The 20,976-nt window shown below is 51.6% G+C and carries 23 protein-coding genes and 1 riboswitch; of the genes, 3 read left to right on the plus strand and 20 right to left on the minus strand.

Translation table 11 applies throughout. From position 1 onward, the window contains the following. Positions 1–65: 65 nt before the first annotated feature. From ACTJKB_RS06345 to ACTJKB_RS06360, 4 genes are all read right to left on the minus strand, one after another. Positions 66–761, minus strand: a complete 696-nt coding sequence (locus ACTJKB_RS06345; protein WP_440832542.1) for an energy-coupling factor ABC transporter ATP-binding protein — start codon at positions 759–761, stop codon at positions 66–68. Positions 762–972: 211 nt separating this feature from the next. Then, positions 973–1,761, minus strand: a complete 789-nt coding sequence (gene cbiQ, locus ACTJKB_RS06350) for a cobalt ECF transporter T component CbiQ (RefSeq protein WP_440832544.1) — start codon at positions 1,759–1,761, stop codon at positions 973–975. Continuing rightward, positions 1,754–2,041 (minus strand): energy-coupling factor ABC transporter substrate-binding protein, encoded by a 288-nt coding sequence (locus tag ACTJKB_RS06355; protein ID WP_440832546.1) that lies wholly within the window; start codon positions 2,039–2,041, stop codon positions 1,754–1,756. The genes cbiQ and ACTJKB_RS06355 overlap by 8 nt, the downstream gene beginning before the upstream one ends. Further along, positions 2,038–2,805: an energy-coupling factor ABC transporter permease gene (locus ACTJKB_RS06360; protein ID WP_440832547.1), complete on the minus strand. Its 768-nt coding sequence runs from the start codon at positions 2,803–2,805 to the stop codon at positions 2,038–2,040. The genes ACTJKB_RS06355 and ACTJKB_RS06360 overlap by 4 nt, the downstream gene beginning before the upstream one ends. Before the next feature lie 198 nt (positions 2,806–3,003). Then, positions 3,004–3,195, minus strand: a riboswitch (cobalamin riboswitch). 125 nt (positions 3,196–3,320) lie between these two features. Between ACTJKB_RS06360 and ACTJKB_RS06365 the strand changes: the two genes are divergently transcribed. Further along, complete coding sequence (locus ACTJKB_RS06365; RefSeq protein WP_440832548.1) at positions 3,321–4,259, plus strand: ArsR/SmtB family transcription factor; 939 nt, start codon at positions 3,321–3,323, stop codon at positions 4,257–4,259. Between the two features lie 16 nt (positions 4,260–4,275). After that, a complete protein-coding gene (locus ACTJKB_RS06370) occupies positions 4,276–4,416 on the plus strand; it encodes a hypothetical protein (RefSeq protein ID WP_440832549.1) in 141 nt (46 codons plus the stop codon). Here the strand turns inward: ACTJKB_RS06370 and ACTJKB_RS06375 are convergent. The 12 genes from ACTJKB_RS06375 to ACTJKB_RS06430 form a co-directional block, all read right to left on the minus strand. Beyond that, entirely contained in the window at positions 4,406–4,681 is a 276-nt protein-coding gene (locus ACTJKB_RS06375) for a DUF6171 family protein (RefSeq protein WP_440832550.1), read from the minus strand. The two genes, ACTJKB_RS06370 and ACTJKB_RS06375, sit on opposite strands and share 11 nt — an antisense overlap. 13 nt (positions 4,682–4,694) lie before the next feature. After that, positions 4,695–6,191 carry an alpha-N-arabinofuranosidase gene (locus ACTJKB_RS06380; protein ID WP_440832552.1) on the minus strand — a complete coding sequence of 499 codons (1,497 nt, stop codon included), beginning with the start codon at positions 6,189–6,191 and terminating at the stop codon, positions 4,695–4,697. Positions 6,192–6,382: 191 nt separating this feature from the next. Then, positions 6,383–7,309, minus strand: coding sequence for a 5'-3' exonuclease (locus ACTJKB_RS06385; RefSeq protein WP_074109660.1), 927 nt, complete (start codon positions 7,307–7,309; stop codon positions 6,383–6,385). 45 nt (positions 7,310–7,354) lie between these two features. Then, entirely contained in the window at positions 7,355–7,720 is a 366-nt protein-coding gene (locus ACTJKB_RS06390; RefSeq protein WP_440832553.1) for an arsenate reductase family protein, read from the minus strand. 262 nt (positions 7,721–7,982) lie between these two features. Beyond that, positions 7,983–9,077 carry an RluA family pseudouridine synthase gene (locus ACTJKB_RS06395; protein ID WP_440832554.1) on the minus strand — a complete coding sequence of 365 codons (1,095 nt, stop codon included), beginning with the start codon at positions 9,075–9,077 and terminating at the stop codon, positions 7,983–7,985. A 1-nt stretch (position 9,078) separates the two neighbouring features. Further along, entirely contained in the window at positions 9,079–9,642 is a 564-nt protein-coding gene (locus ACTJKB_RS06400; RefSeq protein ID WP_074109657.1) for a cob(I)yrinic acid a,c-diamide adenosyltransferase, read from the minus strand. A gap of 142 nt (positions 9,643–9,784) precedes the next feature. After that, the gene (locus ACTJKB_RS06405) at positions 9,785–10,729 is read right to left on the minus strand and encodes a phosphotransferase enzyme family protein (protein ID WP_440832555.1); all 945 of its coding nucleotides are present in this window, start codon (positions 10,727–10,729) and stop codon (positions 9,785–9,787) included. A gap of 82 nt (positions 10,730–10,811) precedes the next feature. Then, entirely contained in the window at positions 10,812–11,069 is a 258-nt protein-coding gene (locus tag ACTJKB_RS06410) for an aspartyl-phosphate phosphatase Spo0E family protein (RefSeq protein WP_083606739.1), read from the minus strand. 134 nt (positions 11,070–11,203) lie between these two features. Further along, the gene (locus ACTJKB_RS06415) at positions 11,204–12,421 is read right to left on the minus strand and encodes an aminotransferase class I/II-fold pyridoxal phosphate-dependent enzyme (protein WP_440832557.1); all 1,218 of its coding nucleotides are present in this window, start codon (positions 12,419–12,421) and stop codon (positions 11,204–11,206) included. Positions 12,422–12,436: 15 nt separating this feature from the next. Further along, positions 12,437–12,937: an Lrp/AsnC family transcriptional regulator gene (locus ACTJKB_RS06420; RefSeq protein ID WP_074084663.1), complete on the minus strand. Its 501-nt coding sequence runs from the start codon at positions 12,935–12,937 to the stop codon at positions 12,437–12,439. A gap of 173 nt (positions 12,938–13,110) precedes the next feature. Next, entirely contained in the window at positions 13,111–13,497 is a 387-nt protein-coding gene (locus ACTJKB_RS06425) for a spore coat protein (protein ID WP_440832558.1), read from the minus strand. 46 nt (positions 13,498–13,543) lie between these two features. Continuing rightward, positions 13,544–13,780, minus strand: a complete 237-nt coding sequence (locus ACTJKB_RS06430) for a hypothetical protein (RefSeq protein WP_054939665.1) — start codon at positions 13,778–13,780, stop codon at positions 13,544–13,546. Between the two features lie 176 nt (positions 13,781–13,956). On the opposite strand from ACTJKB_RS06430, the gene ACTJKB_RS06435 reads away from it, so the two are divergent. Then, positions 13,957–15,183: an NAD(P)/FAD-dependent oxidoreductase gene (locus ACTJKB_RS06435; RefSeq protein WP_440832560.1), complete on the plus strand. Its 1,227-nt coding sequence runs from the start codon at positions 13,957–13,959 to the stop codon at positions 15,181–15,183. Between the two features lie 120 nt (positions 15,184–15,303). On the opposite strand, the gene ACTJKB_RS06440 is transcribed toward ACTJKB_RS06435, so the two are convergent. From ACTJKB_RS06440 to ACTJKB_RS06455, 4 genes are all read right to left on the minus strand, one after another. Next, positions 15,304–16,833, minus strand: coding sequence for a flavocytochrome c (locus ACTJKB_RS06440; RefSeq protein ID WP_440832561.1), 1,530 nt, complete (start codon positions 16,831–16,833; stop codon positions 15,304–15,306). Between the two features lie 515 nt (positions 16,834–17,348). Next, the gene (locus ACTJKB_RS06445) at positions 17,349–18,065 is read right to left on the minus strand and encodes a response regulator (protein WP_440832562.1); all 717 of its coding nucleotides are present in this window, start codon (positions 18,063–18,065) and stop codon (positions 17,349–17,351) included. Further along, entirely contained in the window at positions 18,040–19,665 is a 1,626-nt protein-coding gene (gene dcuS / locus ACTJKB_RS06450; protein WP_440832563.1) for a DcuS/MalK family sensor histidine kinase, read from the minus strand. Before dcuS ends, ACTJKB_RS06445 begins: the two co-directional genes overlap by 26 nt. A gap of 36 nt (positions 19,666–19,701) precedes the next feature. Next, positions 19,702–20,913, minus strand: coding sequence for an MFS transporter (locus tag ACTJKB_RS06455; RefSeq protein WP_440832564.1), 1,212 nt, complete (start codon positions 20,911–20,913; stop codon positions 19,702–19,704). Positions 20,914–20,976 lie beyond the last annotated feature (63 nt).

The following is a 20,976-nucleotide window of genomic DNA, read 5'->3' on the forward strand; positions in this document are numbered from 1 at the left end:
CTCCTATGGCCCTCATCAGCGCATCAACCCGGGCCGCAGCTCCTCACCAACTGTCCAGCCTGGCACTACACGCCCAGGCTTTCACCCAGCAGACTGCCCAGCAGCGCCTTGAAGTCCCCGGCGTTCCGGGGAGCCGTAACTCCTTGCGTTACGCGCAGGGGCAGGCTGTGCCACAGCTCTGCCAGCAGCGGGAGCTCCAGGCCAATCGCCTGCAGAGTCTCCGGCCTTGCAAAAATATCATCCAGAGTTCCGGCGGCCCGGCAGACACCATGATCGAGTACGATGATCCAGTCCGCCCAGCGGTAGGCCAGATTCATATCATGCGTGGCCATAACCACAGTTGTGCCCTTATGGTGTATATTGTCCAGGCCATCTAGAAGCTGCGCCTCGGACAGCGGGTCCAGGTAGGACGTTGGCTCATCGAGCAAGATCAGCTCCGGTTCCATCGCTATCACGCCTGCAAGCGCAGTGCGCTTTTTCTGGCCCAGGCTGAGCTGATGAATGGGTTTATCCTTTAGAGCAGTAAGGTTCAATTGCTCCAGAACGGCAGCACAACGTGATTCAATTTCCGTCTCATCCATACCGGTGCCCCGCAGCCCGAAGGAGATATCCTCCAGTGGCGTGCTCAAGATCAGCTGCTGCTCAGGGTCCTGAAAGACCAGACCGACTCTGCGGCGCAGGGCGGCCAGTTCTTTTTTGGTGTACGATACAGGCAGTCCCGCTTGCAGCAGCGTACCTTTTTGCGGCCGCAGCAGACCCACCGCATGGAGAAATAACGTTGATTTGCCGGATCCGTTATGTCAAGCAAGGCTGTTTTACAGCCCTTGGGGATGGCCACGGTCAACCCGCGGAGTGCAGGCTCCATCGTGTCCGGATAATGAAATATGACATCTTCAAAGTCCAAACTGTACTCTATATTCATGTTGCTCCTCTTTTCCAGGCGGCTTCACTCATGGATCATCATCTTTTGCATCAAGCCCATAGCAGCCACAGTTGCGCAGCCACCAGGAGCGCGATTCCGGCATAGGCTTCAAAAGCAAACCTTAGCGGCACTGTGCGCTTCACATAGGGCGGTAAAAGAATCTCCTCGGTAAATCCCCGGGTTGCCAGCCCCTGCGACAGCCCATAGTACCGGTGCATGGTGTTTGCGAACAGTGAAGCTGCCATACTTGCAGCCTCCCGCAGTTTGGACCTGAAGCCCCTTTGACCGCCACGCAGGCGCCTGGCCAGAAGCAGGCCATGGGCTGTGTCATCCAGCAGGAACAGGAAGCGGTACATAATCAGCATCAGTTCCAGCACAATCTGCGGCATCCGCAGTCGGCGGAGCACCTGCAGCAGCTCGCCAAACGGTGTCGTCAGTATAATGAACAGGCAGCAGGCCAGGCAGGCTGACACCCGGGCCAGCAGCAGCACAGCCCGCATTCCCCCTGCCGGGGTCATGTACAAAACCCGGGACATTCCTGGTATCTGCAGATACCAAGAAGCCTCTCCGGCAGCCGGATGGCCGAGCTCCACCAGCAATGCCGGCAGGCTGAGGCCGAAGAACAACAATGCTGTGCCGACAAGTAGGCCATATGCACGCGGAGGGATTTTGGCGTAGAGAAGACACCACCGCATCATCCAGAGTGCAATAAGCATCTGAAGCGCCGGATGCAGCACATAAGCGAGTACGAACATAACGGACGCAAAAAGGCTCTTCCACATCGGGGACAGCTGCCTCAGGGCATTGCTGCAGGATAACGCATCCATTCTTCTAATCATTCAGCTTCTGCCGGTCCTGTCTCCCCCTCAAGAGACCCAGCGTATAGCCGATAACTCCTGCACCAAGAGCCGCCTGCAGCGCGAACAGCATGCTCTCCGTCTCACCCGGCAGCTCGGCCAGCGGCTTGAACCAGGGCTTGTATGCGGGATCAATCTCCGTGATTGCGCTCTCGGCCGCGTCATCGGCTCCGCCGAAATCCCCGTTCACGAGCAGAAGCGGCAGGACCACCAGCAGAATCACTGCGAGCAGCATCAACAGGTTTCTCCATTTGTTCTTCACCGTTCGCTTCCTCCTCCGGCTGCACGTTTGAGCAGTGACAGCTCCTGCGGACTGTAAGCCTTCAGCCAGTTCCAGAGCAGCACGGTCAAGAGTCCTTCGCTGACTGCCAGTGGAATCTGGGTCACGGCAAATATACCGCCAAATTTAGCAAAGGAAGCCAGCACGCCGCCATCTGCTGACGGAAAAGCCACCGCAAGCTGAAAGGAAGTGACGACATAGGTCATCAGATCCGCTACCGCAGCCGCACAGAACACTGCCAGCTTTTCCCGTCCATTCAGTTTCATAATCAGCCTATAGGCCGCATAACCGGCAAAAGGTCCGGCCACCGCCATGGAGAAGGCGTTCGCGCCAAGTGTAGTAATCCCTCCGTGCGCCAGCAGCAGTGCCTGGAACAACAGCACAACCGATCCGATCACACTCATCGGCAGCGGCCCCAGCATCACAGCGCCAAGTCCCGTCCCTGTAGGATGGGAGCTGCTTCCGGTTACCGACGGCATTTTAAGGGCGGACAGTACGAATGTGAAGGCACCCGACAGACCCAGCAGCAGCTTCAGCTCGGGATTGTCCCGGGTGATTCGGGTAAGCTTACGGACTCCCAGCAAAAAGAATGGCAGAAAGGCCACCCACCAGAACAACGCCCAGCCTACCGGTAAAAAACCTTCCATAATGTGCATCGCTTCAGCTGTGCCCGGTTCATTCAGCAACAAATAAACGGCAAATACACAGACCAACGCTGCAAAACGCCAAAAACTGCGTTTGTGCATTCAAAAACCTCCATCCTTAATTCTGACATGGTGAGAAACATATAAGTCTTAGATTTCAAACCAAAAACTCCCGCCCTGTAGGGGTGGGAGTTACATGTACGTGTTCAGATCACAAAGAGAAGGCTGCTCCGCCGCCAAAACAAGCAGCGCACCCCCATCTGATCATCCGTTCGTACACCGCTCCTATCCGCGTAGAGTCGTGTGTGCGCAAACAAGGTAGGTCTCCTGGCTCGGGATCACAGCATGGCTTTCGTCTTCCCCGGAGCTATCACCGAGTGACCTTTTGAAAGCCGGCTCTTCCTTACAGTGGCGGGACCGCTCGGGAGTTGCACCCGATTCCCTGTTATCCCTTGATATACAATCAAAGGCACCTTGTTTCGTCGCTGATTCATCCTGTACATCATAGCGGACATCGCTCACACATGTCTGTGATAAAAGTGCAGCCGCAGGAAGCTTGTAAGAATGCCGCTTGAGTAATATAATTATTAACTATAATCCTGTATCGGAGGCTTTTCATGAAACTTGATCTTACTGAAGAATCCCTGCCGGTGTACGAAGCATTATCCAGCTCTGTACGCCTGCATATGCTCCGTCTGCTCGCCGTTCAGCCCATGAATGTCAAGGAATTAGCCGGAGCAGTCAAGCTCAGCAGTGCGATCATGACCATGCATGTGCGTAAGCTGGAAGCCGCCGGGCTGATCCGCACCCATATGGCTCCCGGACGGAGCGGCCTGCAGAAAATCTGTACGATTGACGTGGACCATGCTGAGATTCTGTTCCCGGGCCAAGACAAAATAGAGCGTAAATGCCACCGGAAAGAGATTCCGGTCGGGCATTATTCCAATTTTCAGATCGAACCGACCTGTGGACTGGCTACCACTGAGCAAATCATCGGCAACTTTGACGATCCGCGTTACTTCTGGGATTTGGAGCGGATGAATGCCGGTATTCTCTGGTTTGGCAAGGGGTATGTCGAATATAAAATCCCCAACTTTCTGCTGTCCAGCCAGCAGCCGGAGGAACTGGTTATTACGATGGAGATCGCCTCAGAAGCGCCGTCCATCAATAACAATTGGCCTTCGGACATCACCTTTACCCTGAACGGGCACAAACTGGGCTATTGGACCAGTCCCGGTGATTACGGAGACAGACAGGGCAAATATACCCCCTCCTGGTGGCCCGCACTCACCAATCAATACGGATTGCTCAAGCAGCTGAGGGTTACGCCCAAGGGTACTTTTATGGATGGTCATAAACTGTCCGAGGTTACACTTGACCAGGTGGGCATTCGCAGCAAACAATGGACGTTCATGCTTTCGGTGGAAGAGGACGCCGAGCATATCGGGGGTCTTACCCTGTTCGGTAAAGGGTTTGGCAATTATAACGAAGACATGCTGGTTGATCTATACTATACAGATATGCCGGATAGCAGTGAGGCGGCCGGATCTGCATAAGCCCACTTATACGTGAGTGAACAAAAACAAGAACCCCCGAATTCCACAGTTTACCAAGCTGGTGGAATTCGGGGGTTTTGGGTTCAGCCATGTTCATGCGATGCTGTATTCTAGACAGCCAGGCCTGGACGACATCTGTATCGCGCCTATTCGTTAACCGGCTGCCACAGGCCGCCGCCGGGAAGCGGACAGCCACGTGCTTTCAACCGGGCAACAACCGGAATGATGCAGCCACAGGCGGTGCAGGTTACACCATCCTGCAGTTTGGGGCAGGTGCTGCACATGGCGACCCGCTCCGCATACACCTGATCTGAAGCAGTGTTGCCTTCATTGAACATCGACGACGCCAGAATACGGGCGATCTGCGCTTCTGTTACTTTATAATCGTCCCGACAGCCTTTGCAGGCAGTAGTTGTGGCCATAACAGTACTCCTTTTATGCGTTCGGTGTAATTTCCAGTACCGTTACCGACATCGCCGGCAGTTCCACAGTAAGCGTATCCCCTTCCAGCTTGAAGGCAGTGAACGGCTGCGGAGCAACCGCTTCCGGCTCACTGAACGAGTTATGGGCATCGATGGTCGCCCCGGCAAGCGTAGTGCCGGAAATCTGCACCTCTTTACCGGCAAGTCCGCGCAGCTCCAGCGGAAGCACCGCTGCGGCTGCATGATTCAGGTTGCACAGGCTGACATGAATGACACCTTCAGCTGTTACCGATGCCGAAGCGGATACTTCAGGAATCTCCTTGCCGTCATAGCTGTAAGAACCGCTGTCCAGCGTCAGATCGAGCAGTTCGGCGTCCTGATGCACCTTGTACATATTAAATACATGATAGGTCGGAGTCAGCAGCATTTTCTCGCCTTCGGTAAGAATGACGGCCTGCAGCACGTTAATCGTCTGGGCAATATTCGCCATCCGCACACGGTCGCTGTGCTTGTGGAAAATATTCAGTGTCAATCCGGCAACCAGCGCATCGCGGATCGAGTTCTGCTGATACAGGAAGCCCGGGTTCGTGCCCGGCTCCACATCATACCAGGTCCCCCATTCATCGACGATCAGGCCTACTCTTTTCTCAGGATCGTATTTGTCCATAATCACGCTGTGGCGGGACAACAGTTCTTCCATGTGCAGCGCCTTTTCCAGTGTTGTGAAATATTCCGAAGTTTCAAAGCCGGTAGCCGCACCCTTATGCTCCCAAGTTGCGCCGGGAACGGTATAGTAATGCAGCGTGATGGAGTCCATAAACTTGGCAGCTTCGCGCATCAACACTTCCATCCAGTGATAATCGTCCGAATTCGGCCCGCAAGCGATCCGGTGAATCTTGTTGTCCCCGTAGTTGCGGACGTAGGTCTGGAACTGCCGGTACAGATCGGCGTAAAATTCAGGACGCATATTGCCTCCGCAGCCCCAGTTTTCATTGCCTACGCCAAAATACTTGACTGCCCACGCTTCTTCACGGCCATTCTTCGTGCGCAGCTCAGCCATCGGAGATACGCCGTTAAAGGTCAGATACTCTACCCATTCGGACATCTCCTGTACCGTTCCACTGCCTACATTACCGTTGATGTAGGGCTCACACTCCAGCATAGCGCAAAGCTCCATAAACTCATGCGTTCCAAAATGGTTATTCTCCACAGTACCGCCCCAGTGAGTGTTGATCATCCGTTTGCGGCCTTCGCGTTCCCCAATGCCATCCTTCCAGTGATATTCATCGGCAAAACATCCGCCCGGCCAGCGCAGCACCGGCACCTTGATCTCCTTAAGCGCTTTCACCACATCATTGCGGATGCCCTTGGTATTCGGAATCGGCGAATCCTCTCCTACCCAGATGCCCTCATAAATACACCGTCCCAAATGTTCGGAAAAATGTCCATAAATGTTCCGGTTAATCGTTCCCTTGCTGATATCCGTGTTAAGCACTGCACGTTGAGCCATTCCAATGCCGCCTCTCCAAGATTAATATATTCGTTAATCACTTAATAAGTATATTAATATTATAGTAGCTTTGCTTCACATTCGTCAATAACAAAAAGCGCCTCCCTGCCGCTGGCGGCACAAGAAGCGCTATGTTACAAATTAACTATTTGGGCAATGGGTTCGTCCTGCTGAATAGATGGAATAGGAGCTTAACCCAGATCCCCCAGCTCGATCTGCACAATGCCCCGTTCATCCTGTACCGTGCCGACTAAATGCATCAGGCTGCCGAACTCCAGCTCCTGAAATTTGCGGGCCGCATTCTCCCGCTGCAGCTCCCACAGACATTCTGCAAGTGTACAGACAACCGGCACATCGCAGCGGATTTCAGCCAACTCGCGCGAGAGATGGAGCATATCGAGATCAGCTTCGATTTTGGCGCGCACTCCTTTGGGCAGCAGGTGGAGATTCTCGATCACACCTTCCACGGTACCGTATTCCGTCAGCAGCTTCAGCGCGGTCTTCTCCCCGATGCCGCGTACGCCGGGATAATTGTCACTGGTATCGCCCATGAAGCCCTTCAGGTCAATCACCTGGGCAGGCGTTAGCCCTCTTTCTTCCAGCAGCTCCGCAGGATCGTACACTTTGTAGTTGGAGCGGCCTTTTTTCATAATCACGACCTTAACGCTGTCACTGACCAGCTGCAGCATATCATGATCTCCGGTCAGAATATAGACCTCAGACTCTCCGCTGTAGCAGGACGCAAGCGTGCCGATGCAGTCATCCGCTTCATAGCCCACCAGGCCGATATTCGGCACACCCAGCTCAGCTACTACCTCTTTGACCAGATCGAACTGCGGAATCAGCTCCAGCGGCGCATCAATCCGGTTCGATTTGTAACCGTCATATTTCTCGGTGCGGAAGGTCCCTTTGCCCATATCCCAGCAGCAGACGACATGGGTAGGCTCAAACGTGCTGACCGCATCGAAAAAATACTGCAAAAATCCGTACACCGCATTCGTCGGCATTCCAGCCTTAGTCTTGCGGATATATCCTCCATAAGCGGTCGCATAAAAAGCCCGGAACAGCAGAGCCATTCCGTCGACGATCATTACCCGGCCCTTTGTTTCTGAACTCATGTGTAACCTCTCCTTGTATCTTCTTATTTTCGGTTGTAAAAGGAATCAGGCCTTGTTCCATGCAGCAGCGTACTGCTCTTCCTTGTAGCCCACAGTAACCTTAGTGCCGTCAGTGACAATCGGACGTTTGATGAGCATGCCATTGCTGGAGAGCAGTGCCAGCTGCTCCGCTTCACTGAGACTGGGTAGCTTGTCCTTCAGTCCAAGATTCTTATACACTTCACCACTTGTATTAAAAAACTTCTTCAGTTCCAGCCCGCTGCCCGCCACCAGCCCGCGCAGCTCAGCCACTGTAGGCGGCTGCTCGGCTATATGCTGTAGCTCCAGCTCATGGCCGGCTTCCCTAAGCCATTTCACGGCACTGCGGCAGGTGCTGCATTTTGGATATTGATAGACTTTTAAGTGACTCATCAGCTGCTCCTTCGGTGTACATTGAAAAATATAAACCTTGTTTCTGTATAGCACGCTTGAGGTGAAATCAAAGGCACTTTTACCTCTGATTTGCCGATATAGTTCACCTTTGGCAAAATCAAAGGTACTTTTACCTCTGATCTACCTAAATAGCACACTTGAGGCGAAATCAAAAGCACTTTTACCTCTGATCTCCCTGTATAGCCCATATGTGGGGAAATCAAGTGCACATTTACCTCTCATTTCCCCACAGAGCCGTTTGCTACTTCCCGGCCGCATCCCGCTGCAGTCTCTCCTGCAGCAGCGCCAGATCGGGCGGCAGCGGCGCTTCAAAAACCAGTTCCGTGCGCAGCACAGGATGCTGGAAGGACAGCCGAACCGCGTGCAGCGCCTGGCGCGGAATGGAGGCGTCCAGCTCCATTATACGTTTCAATTGCGCGCGCTCTGCACCATCCAGCGCCACAACATGCTCCTGCTGCACCTGCTTCTCTGCATCCAGCTCCCCTACACGCTCCAGTTGCGCTTGCTCCTCCGCTATCTGCGCCTGAGGCACCCCGCCGGGCACTCCCTCCTTGGCGTATAGCGGGTGACGGTACATGCCGTCACCGATCAGCGGGCAGCCGATGGAGCCCATATGCACCCGGATCTGGTGGGTGCGGCCGCTCTCCAGCTTCAGCTCGACCTTTGCTGCGCCGGGATACACCTCCTTGACCTCGTAGCGGGTCAAGGAAGGGTAACCATCCGGCGTTACTATCCGCCGGTGCGGCTCTGCCGGGTCGCGGTCGATAGGGCCATCGATATCGCCACTCGGCACAGCAGGAACACCGTGCACCCAGGCGTTGTAGCGCTTGTCCACCGTTCCGGCAATCATCTGCTCGGAAATATGCTGGTGGCTGTATGGATTCTTCGCAATCACTAGCACACCCGACGTCTCCTGATCCAGCCGGTGAACGGGACGGAAGCGGAATTGCTCGCTCTTTTGCGCCCAATAATAGACGACTCCATTCGCAAGCGTATCGGTATAATGCCCGTGGGTAGGATGCACAATAATTCCCGCCGCCTTGTTGACGACCAGCAGATGCTCATCCTCATACAGGATCTCAAAAGGAATCGGCTGCGGCAAAATATCCTCCGAAGTCTCCTGCTCCATGCGGATCTCCACAGTATCGCCAGCGACTACCCTCACGCTGATATAGACCCGTTCCCCGTTCAGCATAATACCCTGGTCCGTCATTTTGAGCCGGGACAGCAGTTTGCGGGAGACATCCATCCGCTTCTGCAGAATGGTCTTAAGCAGCCAGCCGTCCTCAGACGGCGGCACTTGATATGAAATGGGTGAATAATAACTCGTCGTCATGTTAATTGCGGAACACCTTTTTGCTGCGCACATACTCTACGTCAGCAATCCCGAGCCGTGTATTGGCCGTGCGGGCCAGCGCAAAAAAGTAATCCGACAGCCGGTTCAGATAGATCACTGCCTCCGGGTTAATATCCGCACTCCGTCCCAGTGTAACTGCGCGACGCTCCGCGCGGCGGCACACCGTACGGCAGACATGCAGCACGGACGACAACTGGCTTCCTCCCGGCAGGATGAATCGCTCCAGCACCGGATTTTCTGCCTGCAGCTCATCAATCCAGCCTTCGAGGCGCTCAGCCATCTCGCTTTTTACCTTATATTTATTCTCACTAAGCTTCACAAAAGCCAGATCCGAGCCGCAGTCGAACAGCTCATGCTGAATCTCCAGCAGTTGCTCCCGCACATCTGTGAACTTCTCGTCCTCCATCAGACTGCGTGCCTGGCCGACAAAGCTGTTCAGCTCGTCAATCGTGCCGTAGGCCTCAACGCGTACATCGTCCTTGCCTACGCGGCCGCCGATGACTGATGTTTCCCCTTTGTCCCCCGTACGTGTATAGATCGCCATTCATTGTCCCTCCTGCCTCTAAAGTCACATATTCTTAGTTTAAACGCTCCTATGCAGATAAGGCAAACAAAGTTCGGCATTTCTGACATGTAAATAACTCCCTGAACCAGGGTTATCCATTGAATGTTCTGCTCGTAGAATACTATACCAGAGCAAAACCTAAACAACATGAACCATTCAAGATTGCCGATCTCATCTGGCCCAGAAACTCCAATTGCCCCTGTTTGAGTTGACTCAAATCAGCATAAGCCGTGTGATAGGTATAGGAGAACAGATGCCGATAATCTATAAAAGCATCAATTTGCGAAATAAAGCCGATATTGCTGTTCTCTTGGGCGTATCCGTTCATAAAGGAATTGAAAAACACTTGTAGGAAAGCATCCCTTTGCGGTCCCGCTGGAACAGTATAGGCCGTATGATACACCGATATGGCGATATCATATGCATACCAGTGATACTCGCTGTCCCCAAAATCAAGCAGTGTCAGATTTCCCTGATGAAGCAGAACGTTGGAATGGTGCAGATCGCCATGTATTAGGCCATACTCGTCCCGCGTGACAGAAAGCTGCTTAAAAGCTGCTCTATACTGCCGCCACTTTTCTGCTATGAGCGGATCTTTATGCAGGAATTCGTCCTGTAGCAGATTGTGCTGAAACCACTGCGGGCGTATATGGACCGGATCATAGCTTTTGGCCAACGCATGCATCTTTCCCATGACCTTTCCCCATTGTTCAAAGACGTTAGGATTCCAGCTCATGATGTCATTGGGATTCAGTGGGATACCTGGAGCTTTTTCATAGGCAACACAACAGTACTCCTCCGAAACGGGATGAATGAACTTTCCGGCTTCCAAACGAAGCGGCTTGACTGCACTCAGACCCTTACTGCGCAGATACTCCAGCCATTCCAATTCTGACAAAAGCGCCTCAACGTTTATGACAGCATTTTCCAATATTTTAACAACAATCTCTTCACCGCCACGGTTAATCCCGAACACATTGCCGTTGTATCCTCCAAGGAGCTCAGCCTGATCAGGATCACAGCCGAGTGCTGCAAAAGCTTGCTTTTTCACCTTTTTCGTAATCATCACTACACCTCCACCCCCAGCAAAAAGCTCACTAATATAAAAAAGGGACCCGGAGGTCCCCAGTCAAAGAACATTCGCAGCTTCAGCGTCTGCGGAAATGCCCTCTCATGTATTCATTAATTTTCAGGTCCAGCAGGCTGCTGATTTCGATCACATTAGCCGAAGTGAACGAATTCTCCTGTGCAAAAAGCTGTTCCATTCTGCTGCGAAGAATACGGATTTCATCTTCCAAAGAGAGTCTGTGTGCGTTAACATCACCCTTGGGGGGCCTTTTTCCGCTTCCGGTCAAACATTCCCCACCATAGGAAGGCAAGTAATAATCGGCGCTGAGCACAATCATCCCTCCTAAATGTATGATTCAGAAAAGAAAATCCATGTAAGTACTAACATAGGTGTTTCTTGTCCTCAGAGTAAAATAATACCATACAATAAAGAGATCCGCTATAGTCCGATTATCTTCATCTTCTTGACCTATTACAGATGTTCGCGTTCTAGTTGTGAGACAAATGCCCCTATCCGTTCTACAGCCTCGTTCAGCTGGGTGACAGAAGTGGCGTAAGAGCAGCGGAGATACCCTTCGCCCCCAAGTCCAAAGACGCTGCCGGGAACCGCGGCTACCTTGTACTCCAGCAGCAGGCGCTGGGCAAATTCGTCGGAAGTGAGCCCGGTGCGGCGTATGCTCGGAAAAGCGTAAAATGCACCTTGCGGCTCATGGCATTCCAGTCCGGCATCCCGCAAGCCCTTGACAATCAAGCGGCGGCGCTGATTATAGGAGTCGGTCATCCGGTCTTTCTCTTCCATGCCGTTGGTTAATGCCTCCAGCGCAGCCACCTGACCCATGGAAGGCGCACACATGACGGTGTATTGATGGATCTTCAGCATCGCGGAGATTAAGTCCGGATGTCCACAAGCATAGCCCATCCGCCAGCCGGTCATGGCAAATGCCTTGGAGAAGCCGCTGACCAGAATCGTCCGGTCAATCATCCCCGGCAGCGAAGCGAAGCTGACGTGATTGCTGCCGTAAGTGAGTTCCGCATAGATTTCATCGGAGATCACGATGAGATCATGCTTTTCCACAACTTTGGCAATGGGCTCCCAGTCCTCACGGCTCATAATCGCACCCGTCGGGTTGCTGGGATAACAGAGAATCAGAATTTTGGAGCGCGGGGTAATCTTGGCTTCCAGCCCCTCTGCGGTAAGCTTGAAGTTGTTCTCCCCGAACGTTTCAATGCCGACAGGAATCCCGCCGCCGATCGCGGTAATCGGAGAATAGGAAATATAACAAGGCTCAGGAATAAGAATCTCATCTCCGGGCGAGATCAAGGCGCGCAATGCCAGATCAATGGCTTCACTGCCGCCCACTGTGGCAATAATCTGATTGGCCGGATTATAATCAACGGCGAAACGGTTGTGCAGATACTCGGCGATGCCTTCCCGAAGCTCCGGCATACCCGCGTTCGAGGTATAGCCCGTAAAACCTCTCTCCAGCGAGTATACGCAGGCTTCTCTAACATGCCACGGCGTCTTAAAGTCCGGCTCCCCGACCCCAAGTGAAATAATATCTTTGCTGCCTGCCGCCAGATCAAAAAACTTGCGGATGCCCGAAGGCTGAATCTGCTGGACCAGCGGCGCCAAATAGGAATTCATCGATTTGCCTGTATCTCCGGTATGCTGACTGTTATTCGTGATCATAGATGATTACTTCCTTTACGGAGATATCATGAGACGGTTGTCTTCCTCATGCTCTTCAAAGATGATACCGTCCTGTTTGTATTTTTTGAGCGTGAAATTGGTTTTGGTCGAGAGTACCGCATCAATTGGAGACAGCTTCTCAGATACGAAATTGGCGACCTCCCGGAGATTCCGGCCTTCCACTTCTACTAACAGATCATAGGCTCCCGACATGAGGTAGACCGATTTCACCTGGGGATACAGATATATCCGTTCAGCAATCCCCTCGAAGCCCCGGCCCCGTTCCGGGGTGATCTGTACTTCAATCAGCGCTGTAACCCGCTCATCGTCCACCTTATCCCAATTCACAACAGTGGCGTATTTAACAATGACATGGTCTTTCTCCATTTGCTCAATCACTTGTTTGACGTCGTCTTCTTCCGCTCCAAGCAGCGTTGCCATCAGTGCTGTAGAGCTCCGCGCGTCCTCCTTGAGCAGTTCCAGCACTTTCCTCTTCAGTTCATTCATTTCCTTCATGCCTTCCCTCCTGCGAAAAGAGTTTAATACTAATATGACATGAAAATGGCACTTCTGCAAACAAAATAACCCCGCAGGAGCGGGGTTAACGGATTGCATGATCTGGAGAAGCTTCTTCTCCCCGGGATGCAGGAAAGAGATCGCTCTGCTGCGTCGGGTAGGGGGTAGCCGGGTTACATATAGTAGGAACTTTGCACGTTAGGCTGATGCTGCGATACATTAGGTGCCTGTCTGTAATCGCTAGTCCCATTTAATTTTTGCTGTACAAAATGCTGGCTTTTTTGCTGGATCTGCTGTGCGCTTTGGATCTGCTTGTCCACGGCTTGGCGAAGGGCTTTGTCCGGTGCTTGATAGAATCCCATCTGAGACATCTGGTTATACAAATCCCCTTGAATACGCAGTGTATCCATGGTCAGGTCATTGAAGACCCGGCGCACGGTTTGACAATTCGATTCTGTAGCCGCTGTCGTATATTCGCGTACGGTCCGTTTCAGGTCATCCAGAATCATAGTTAACAGATCTTCATCCGCCATAAATTGAGCTCCGTTTTGTGCGTACACTTAATAACCTCCTTGAAATAATTTTAGATTTCATGCTTAAAAGCACTTATTGCTGCGGTTGTGAGGGGGCATATTGCTGGTGCTGCTGCAGAAGCTGAATGAGCATTCCCATATGGTGGGTATGGCTCTGGATTTGCTGGTTGCAAATCTGGTTCACCGTCGAGTTCTGAGTACTGCCGGCGGTTGCAGCCAGCTGCTTGATCAGCAGATCTTCATTGGAGATGGAGTCCGCAATATATTCCAGTTCTTTTCCGCTAAGTGCCTGCATTTGCGTAGATTGCATGTTCTTGTGTCCCTCCTTCTATATGGTTCAAGCCGTATTAGTATGCTGCGGATAGAAGCTAAATATGTGCCAAAAAGCACAGCTCCCTACATGTAAAGAAGACCGCAATGATGTATGAGAGCCTGTACAGCGACCAATAATACCTTATCGGAATCTCATAAAGGGGAGATCAACAGATGAAATTACTCAGCGGGAAGACGCCCTGGGAGAGAACCTTGCCCCATTTTCCTGTATATCCTGTGCTGGATGGGGATATCACATGCGATTGTCTGATCGTAGGCGGGGGTATGGGAGGGGCAATGGCTTCATACCGTTTGTCCAGCAGCGGAGCGAGTACCGTATTGATTGATAAAAGGGCAGTGGGTCAAGGCAGCACACACGCCAACACAGGCTTGCTGCAGGTGGCAAATGACAAATCGCTTACCTCCTGCATGAATACTTTTGGAGCAGAGGAAGGCTTATTATTCTACAAATTATGCCGTGAAGCTATCGGGAAGATCCTGGAGCTGCCGGGCAAGTTGGATATTGATCCGCACATTATTCCCAGAAGCAGCCTGTTATATGCCAGCTTCCCGGAGGATGTTGCTCAAATAAGGCTGGAGTATGAAAATCTTGCGGCACATGGTTTCAACGCGGAATTCTGGGAGGAAGACAAAATTAAGGCACATTACTCCTTCTCCAAGCCTGCGGCACTCTACTCCAGAGGGGATGCAGAAACCAATCCATTCCGTATGCTTCACAGTCTGATCCATAAGGCCCACGCAAGTGGTGTCCGGGTATACGAACATACGAAGGCCCGCCATTTGGAGTTCGGCACAGACGGGGTCACCTGCTACACAGAGCATGGCCGGATTTCCGCCAAAAAAGTAATTTTTGCGATGGGTTATGAAACTCAGGAGATGAAAAAAGACCGGGGAGCAGAGCTGATTAACACGTATGCGATCATGACCCCGCCCTTGAAGAAATTTCCCGAATGGCATGAACAGAGCATGATCTGGGAAACGGCCCGGCCTTATTTGTATTTCCGCACGACTATTGATGGACGCATCATTGCAGGAGGCAGGGACGAAAAGTTAACGGGTCCCCTGGAGAGGGAAAACAGAGTGCTTTCCCAGAGCCAGAGGCTGCTTGAAGAGCTTGAAGCTCTCTTTCCGGAGATCAAAGGAGTAGAAGCGGAGTTCTCATGGGGCGGTGTATTCGGGACCTCCCGGGACGGGCTGCCTTTTATAGGTCCTCATCCCGAGTATCCCCATTGTTACTTCATTGAAGGATACGGGGGTAATGGAACGGTCTACAGTATGATTGCTGCAGAACTGCTGTCCGACATCCTGGCAGGAACAGCCCGGCCGGAGCTTGAACTATTTTCACTCACCCGGACAACCAAACCTTCTCCGGTATCATAAGGGGCTGTTCCTTGCGTTCTGTCCGCAGGGCGTCCACCCATAATCCAGCTCACCAAAAAGGCCGTCCCAGGCAGCCAATTTCGTGGCTTCCGGGACGACCCTTTAGGTAAAGCTGATCTGCTATTGTGCTTGTACGAATTCAGCCGACTTGATTCCCGCTTGACGGCCGAAAATAATAATTTCTGCTACAGAGTTGCCGCCGATCCGGTTTTGACCGTGCAGACCGCCAGTCACTTCACCAGCCGCGTACAGACCTGCGATAGGTTGGCCTTCTTTATTAAGCACTTCTGTGTTTGTATTAATCTTCACACCACCCATGGTGTAGTGGATCCCAGGGCCGATTTTGATCGCATAGAATGGCGCGCCGGAAAGGTCGTGATCCATACCGGTAGTTCTGCCGAATTCGGCATCCTTTTTATTCTTTACCGCAGTGTTCCATGTATCTACGGTTGTCTTCAGCTGTTCTGCAGGTACACCCATTTCTTTAGCCAAGGCTTCGATAGAATCCCCTTTTAGAACAAATCCCATCTTCTCATACTGTTCAATCGCTTTGACACGGGATTTGACACCGGAATCAAAGACAAGGATCGCAGCTTTCTCAGGAAGCGTATTAATGGCTGCGGTGACATGATCCCGAGTATCCATTTCATTAACAAACCGTTTGCCTTCACTGGAAACGAGCAGAGCGCCTTCCCCGCGAACGGCTTCCCCGATCAGATAGGATTTCTCCTGCTGTACTGTCGGGTGAACCTGGATTTGATCCATATCGACGGTTGTACCGCCGAGTTTCTCAATCATCTTAATGCCGTCGCCGGTGCTGCCAATCTGGTTGGTCGTTACCAACCCTTTCAAATCAGGTCTTACCTCGGCAATCATTTCCTTATTGGCTCCAAAACCGCCGGTTGTCACAATAACAGCAGAACCTGTTATTGTTTTTTCATCTGCCTGGTTAAAGAGGACCTTGACTCCATTAACCTTGCCGTCTTTTTCGGTGATTTCCTTAACATCAGCATTCACGAATAGTGGAATGCCTTTTTCTTGTACGTTTTTCACCAAACCTTTGACCAGATATTGCCCTACTGCCGAACCGTCTTCAGGACGGTGTGTGCGCTTTTCCTTCATACCGCCGGTAATCGTGATGTTGTTCAAACGGATTCCAATGGAATCCAGCCAGTCGATCGCACTCGCGGAATTATCTACGAAGAAACGAAGCATCTCTTTGTCATTGGTATCATGACCGCCCTTTAGGGTCTCTTCATAAAATAAATCATTGCTGTCTTCAATGCCTTGCTCTTTCTGGAACTTCGTCTGCGAAGCATTCATTCCGGAAGAGGATTTGGACGTATTGCCGCCCGCTACCGGCATCTTTTCAAGAATAACCGGATTCAGGCCTTTAGCTTTGGCCTCAAGCGCTGCCGACATACCGGCACCACCCGCTCCGACAATGATGATATCGTATTTATCTTTTAATTGATCGTACGGTGTATAGCTTGCTTCAGATGCCCCTGAAACTGCTTCTGTTTCTTTTTTGGTCTCAGTGTTCTTACTCTTGCTCTCAGCGTTGTTACTGTTGCCGTTGTTGCCGCATCCTGCGATCACCAGCATGACAGAAAGAATGAGAATAAGAGCAGCGGCTGATTTCTTTTTCATGTTGAATCTTGCCCCCTTGTGCATATTTTCACAATTATCATAGCTGTAAAGGGGCTGTTCATGGAAGCTTACGTAATTAAAGAAATAGTTAAGTAACTAAAGTAAGCGAATTTCTTATATAAAAATCACATTACATTTCCATAAAGGATGTTTAGCCGATCCCGATCCCATCCTTCAAAGATAATTGTTTCAGGTAGCCAAACGCCATAAAAGTCCTCAGAAGCTGAAGCAAAGTGGAATAAGTATAACTAAATGGGCTGAATCTTTACTACAGATAGTTTTAGTGGGATTTTGTACACCTAATTCCTGCATAATCATCCCATACGGTTGTTCTCAGCAGAATTAGTGGTACTTTTTCCCACATAAGACACCCCATAAGCCAACTGGGCTCAATTAGTGATACTTTTTCCACTATGGAAGACGATTCTCTCCATCAAATATGTAGCTAAAAGGATCTTGGTCCTAAGGAAATGAAACTGATGTAAAAACAGCTAGGCATAAGGGGAAGCATCCGCTTATATATATTTTGCAATAATTTCATGTCCCTCAGCGGCCACGGTATACATATATACCGGTCTGCCCACCGCTCCATAACTGATCTCCATCTCCAGAACACCCGCCTCTGTGAGAAACGCCAGGTATTTCCGGACGGAGATCCGCGAAATCGGAGCCGCTGCCGTGATATCCTCGGTCGAAAACACTGGTTGCTCCAGCTTATGTATGATGCTCCAAATGCTCTCGAGCGTACCTTCGGTAAGACCCTTAGGCAGCTTGCAGCTCTTGTCCTCCTCGGTACCGAGAGAATGACGCAGAAGCTTATCCAGCTGCTCCTGACTGAGGTTCTCTTTATGCTTCATCAGAGCGTAATCCTCGCGGTAAGCGGACAGCGCGGCCTGAAAACGGGCGAACTCAAATGGCTTGATCAAATAATCAACGGCCCCCAGCTGAAGGGCCTTGCGGATGCTCGCATTATCACTGGCTGCAGAAATGACAATAATGTCGGCCATACTCCCCTGCTCCCGCAAGGCGGACAACAGCTGCAGCCCGCTGGTACGCGGCATGTAGATATCCAGCAGAATGAGATCAACCTTAAGCTCCTCAAGCAGCTGCACGGCCTCATCACCTGATGCAGCCCAGCCCGCGAAGTCAAAGCCCTGAACCTGCTCCAGATAGTGGCGGTTGAACTTGGCTACCATCGGATCATCTTCAACGATCAGCACTTTTATGGTCATCTGGCTCATCCTCCTTTACCGCGTATGGCACATCGGCCATAAATGTAGTTCCCAGCTCCACACCGGGTATGATCTGGAGCTGGCCATGCAGCTTCTCCACACTTTTACGGACCAGATAGAGTCCAATTCCCCTGTGTTCTCCCTTGGTGGAGAATCCTTGCACAAAGATCTGCTCCCGAAGCGCTTCAGGGATTCCCGGTCCGCTGTCACTCACTGTGCAGATCAGGCGCCCCCGGTCATAATCAAAAGCAAGTTCAATTTCCCTAACGCTGTGGCCTTCGAGTACTTCCATGGCGTTATCGAGCAAATTGCCGGTGATGGTAATCAGTTCATGCATCACTTGCGGATCTGCGGATTCCGGCAGGTAGCTGTCCTCTGTCAGCAGCAGCTCAATCCCCGCTTCCCTGGCCCTGCTAAGCTTCCCCAGCAGAAAGCCGGCCATAACCGGGTCCTTGATCTGCCTGGTGATCGAACCAATCTCATTCTGGTAGTTGCTGACGGTCCCCGAAATATATTGCTGCAGTTCATCGTACAGGCCCATATGGGTCATTCCCATGATCACATGGAGCTTATTCATATATTCATGCGCCCCTGCCCGGAGAGCATCCGCATAGACGGAAATACCGGACAGCCGTTCCGCCAGTACTGCAAGCTCGGTCTTGTCCCGGAACGTGGCAATGGCCCCCGCAATCTGGCCATTCACCCGGATCGGAACACTATTGGCCAAGATGGAGATACCATTCAGCTCCAAATCCTGATCCTGCCTCGCCTCACCGCTGACCAGCACCTGCTCCAGGCGCAGCTCCGGCCAGTAATCGGCGATATAGCGGGTCATCGCGTTGCCTATAATACCAGCCGTTCCAAGAAGCCGTTCCGCTTCCAAATTGATCATGGTGATCCGGGCTTGATCGTCGACCGCAATAATACCTTCACGTGCGGATTGAAGCATGGCACTGCGCTCTTGCAGCAGCTTAGAGATATCGGATGGCTCCATGCCGAACATCATCTGTTTGATTTTACGGGCCAGCACCATTGCTCCTCCGGCTCCAAGTACAGCTCCTGACAGCAGGATTGCAATAATAGTCCATTCATTCTGCCGGATCAGCCGGTGCACCCGTTCCATGGAAAGGCCTACCACGACCACTCCTACCTGGGAACCTTTGTTACTATACACGGGGACGAAGGCCCGTAGCGATTTGCCTAACAGTCCCTCACCTTCAGAGATACTTTCATCACCACGCAGCGCAAGCTCTTGCCCTCCTCCGACGAAGGACTTACCAATCCTTGAAGGATCGGGATGCGAATAACGGATACTGTTCATATCGATGACTACGACAAACATAATATCATTGCGGCGGGTGATTTTGGAGGTGTAGGCCTGAATCTCCTTACTATGCCCTTCATTAAGTCCCTCTGACACCAGCGGCATCAAAGCAATCGTCCGGGCTATAGCTATTGCCTTGTCCTCCAGGGCATGTCTGGTCTGCGGAATAATCTGATTTCTGAAAATAATGTATAACACTACCATGACCAGCATCACTACGGTGGAGACCATGACCGTAACCTTTGTCCTCAGACCGTAATCCTTTTTCTTGGCCAATGCTGTATTCCCCCTGTTCCAACCTTCTTCTATTGACTATAAGAGGGATTCCTCCGCTTTACGCTTCAGCAGCCGGTGCAGAGTAAGCCAGCTTCCCAGCGGAGCAGCGCCCAGGAGAAGCATCAGCAAGGTAATCATACGGGGCGATTCGTTAACCGATAGCATAGCTATGAAGACAAAAACGCCCAGAATCTTGCCCGTCATCAAACAAAGCTCCCTCAGAACCACCAGTTCTACCCGTTTGCCCACACTCTCCTTCGACTCGCCCATCAGGTCAAAGCTGCTGGAGGTCATGGGCAGCATATATAATGGAAGAAAAAGGGAGGTTCCAATCCCCATAACCAGTAAGGTGCCGTAACTAACCCTCCAGAGAAGCGGTGTAATGACGGCAATCAGCAGAATGCCTCCGGCAAGCATCCCACCCGAACGGAGTTTTGGCTTGAACCATTTGCCGGCAGCATAGTAGCTGACTAGTGAAACCGCTGAAGTAATCAGTGCAAATTGTCCCAGCTTGCTTTCTTCTTTAGCGGCTATGTACACAAGAAGACCAATCAGAAAGGAAAATACGCCCTCCCTCAAACCCTGGAACACCAAGGCTGCCGCTGTCGGTCTCCATGCACTGCCCTTGCGGTGCAGCTCCCTCCATGGTTCTTTCCACAAATAAGCCCCTTCACTCTTACGTTTCTTAAGAAAAAAGCTTAAGCCCACGGCTGCTCCATATATGGAAAGCGATAAAATAAACACCAGGCGATAACCGCGCTCTCCATGCAGTGAAGTGATGATCCAGCCTGATACCCAAGGCCCGACGATACCGGTGAATGAACCCAGTAATCCCATCCAGCCATTGAAAAAGTCCCGATTACCTGCATCCGTTATCTCAAAATACACAATGTTGAAGGCCAGCCAGAATAATCCGATCGCTACGCCCAAAATCAATCCAAGCGGCCATATATAATTAACCGCCCGATTGCCCAGCCACAGTACGAGCAAATAAAAAAGGCCCGAAACGGCCAAGCCCAGCCGCAGGGCGTTCATCTTGTTATGTTCCTTAACCCATTTCCCGGCCAGCCAGAAGCTTAGACCCACGGCCAATTGCTGAGCTACCGTAAACCAGCCGACCATAGAAAAATCCTGCCTGCTCTTCCACAAGTAGACGTTCAAAAATGTACCTGCCAGTACTGTGGCCAAGGAACATAATCCGTTGACCGCGAGCAGCAGTACCTCTTGTTTCTGTGATGAATCCTTCATGCTGTTCCTCCTTGCCAACTGGACGTGTCTGCTTAACATGCCCAGCTCGCGGAGAAACCATAA

The sequence above is a fragment of the Paenibacillus sp. 22594 genome (assembly GCF_052044425.1).
Taxonomy (GTDB): domain Bacteria; phylum Bacillota; class Bacilli; order Paenibacillales; family Paenibacillaceae; genus Paenibacillus_AQ.

Bases quoted from the DNA above. Each gene is read 5' to 3' on its own strand.
- cbiQ (WP_440832544.1), bottom strand. From the start codon at position 1,761: ATGATTAGAAGAATGGATGCGTTATCCTGCAGCAATGCCCTGAGGCAG.
- ACTJKB_RS06360 (WP_440832547.1), bottom strand. From the start codon at position 2,805: ATGCACAAACGCAGTTTTTGGCGTTTTGCAGCGTTGGTCTGTGTATTT.
- ACTJKB_RS06365 (WP_440832548.1), top strand. From the start codon at position 3,321: ATGAAACTTGATCTTACTGAAGAATCCCTGCCGGTGTACGAAGCATTA.
- ACTJKB_RS06375 (WP_440832550.1), bottom strand. From the start codon at position 4,681: ATGGCCACAACTACTGCCTGCAAAGGCTGTCGGGACGATTATAAAGTA.
- ACTJKB_RS06380 (WP_440832552.1), bottom strand. From the start codon at position 6,191: ATGGCTCAACGTGCAGTGCTTAACACGGATATCAGCAAGGGAACGATT.
- ACTJKB_RS06385 (WP_074109660.1), bottom strand. From the start codon at position 7,309: ATGAGTTCAGAAACAAAGGGCCGGGTAATGATCGTCGACGGAATGGCT.
- ACTJKB_RS06390 (WP_440832553.1), bottom strand. From the start codon at position 7,720: ATGAGTCACTTAAAAGTCTATCAATATCCAAAATGCAGCACCTGCCGC.
- ACTJKB_RS06395 (WP_440832554.1), bottom strand. From the start codon at position 9,077: ATGACGACGAGTTATTATTCACCCATTTCATATCAAGTGCCGCCGTCT.
- ACTJKB_RS06400 (WP_074109657.1), bottom strand. From the start codon at position 9,642: ATGGCGATCTATACACGTACGGGGGACAAAGGGGAAACATCAGTCATC.
- ACTJKB_RS06405 (WP_440832555.1), bottom strand. From the start codon at position 10,729: ATGATTACGAAAAAGGTGAAAAAGCAAGCTTTTGCAGCACTCGGCTGT.
- ACTJKB_RS06410 (WP_083606739.1), bottom strand. From the start codon at position 11,069: ATGATTGTGCTCAGCGCCGATTATTACTTGCCTTCCTATGGTGGGGAA.
- ACTJKB_RS06415 (WP_440832557.1), bottom strand. From the start codon at position 12,421: ATGATCACGAATAACAGTCAGCATACCGGAGATACAGGCAAATCGATG.
- ACTJKB_RS06420 (WP_074084663.1), bottom strand. From the start codon at position 12,937: ATGAAGGAAATGAATGAACTGAAGAGGAAAGTGCTGGAACTGCTCAAG.
- ACTJKB_RS06430 (WP_054939665.1), bottom strand. From the start codon at position 13,780: ATGCAATCTACGCAAATGCAGGCACTTAGCGGAAAAGAACTGGAATAT.
- ACTJKB_RS06435 (WP_440832560.1), top strand. From the start codon at position 13,957: ATGAAATTACTCAGCGGGAAGACGCCCTGGGAGAGAACCTTGCCCCAT.
- ACTJKB_RS06440 (WP_440832561.1), bottom strand. From the start codon at position 16,833: ATGAAAAAGAAATCAGCCGCTGCTCTTATTCTCATTCTTTCTGTCATG.
- ACTJKB_RS06445 (WP_440832562.1), bottom strand. From the start codon at position 18,065: ATGACCATAAAAGTGCTGATCGTTGAAGATGATCCGATGGTAGCCAAG.
- ACTJKB_RS06455 (WP_440832564.1), bottom strand. From the start codon at position 20,913: ATGAAGGATTCATCACAGAAACAAGAGGTACTGCTGCTCGCGGTCAAC.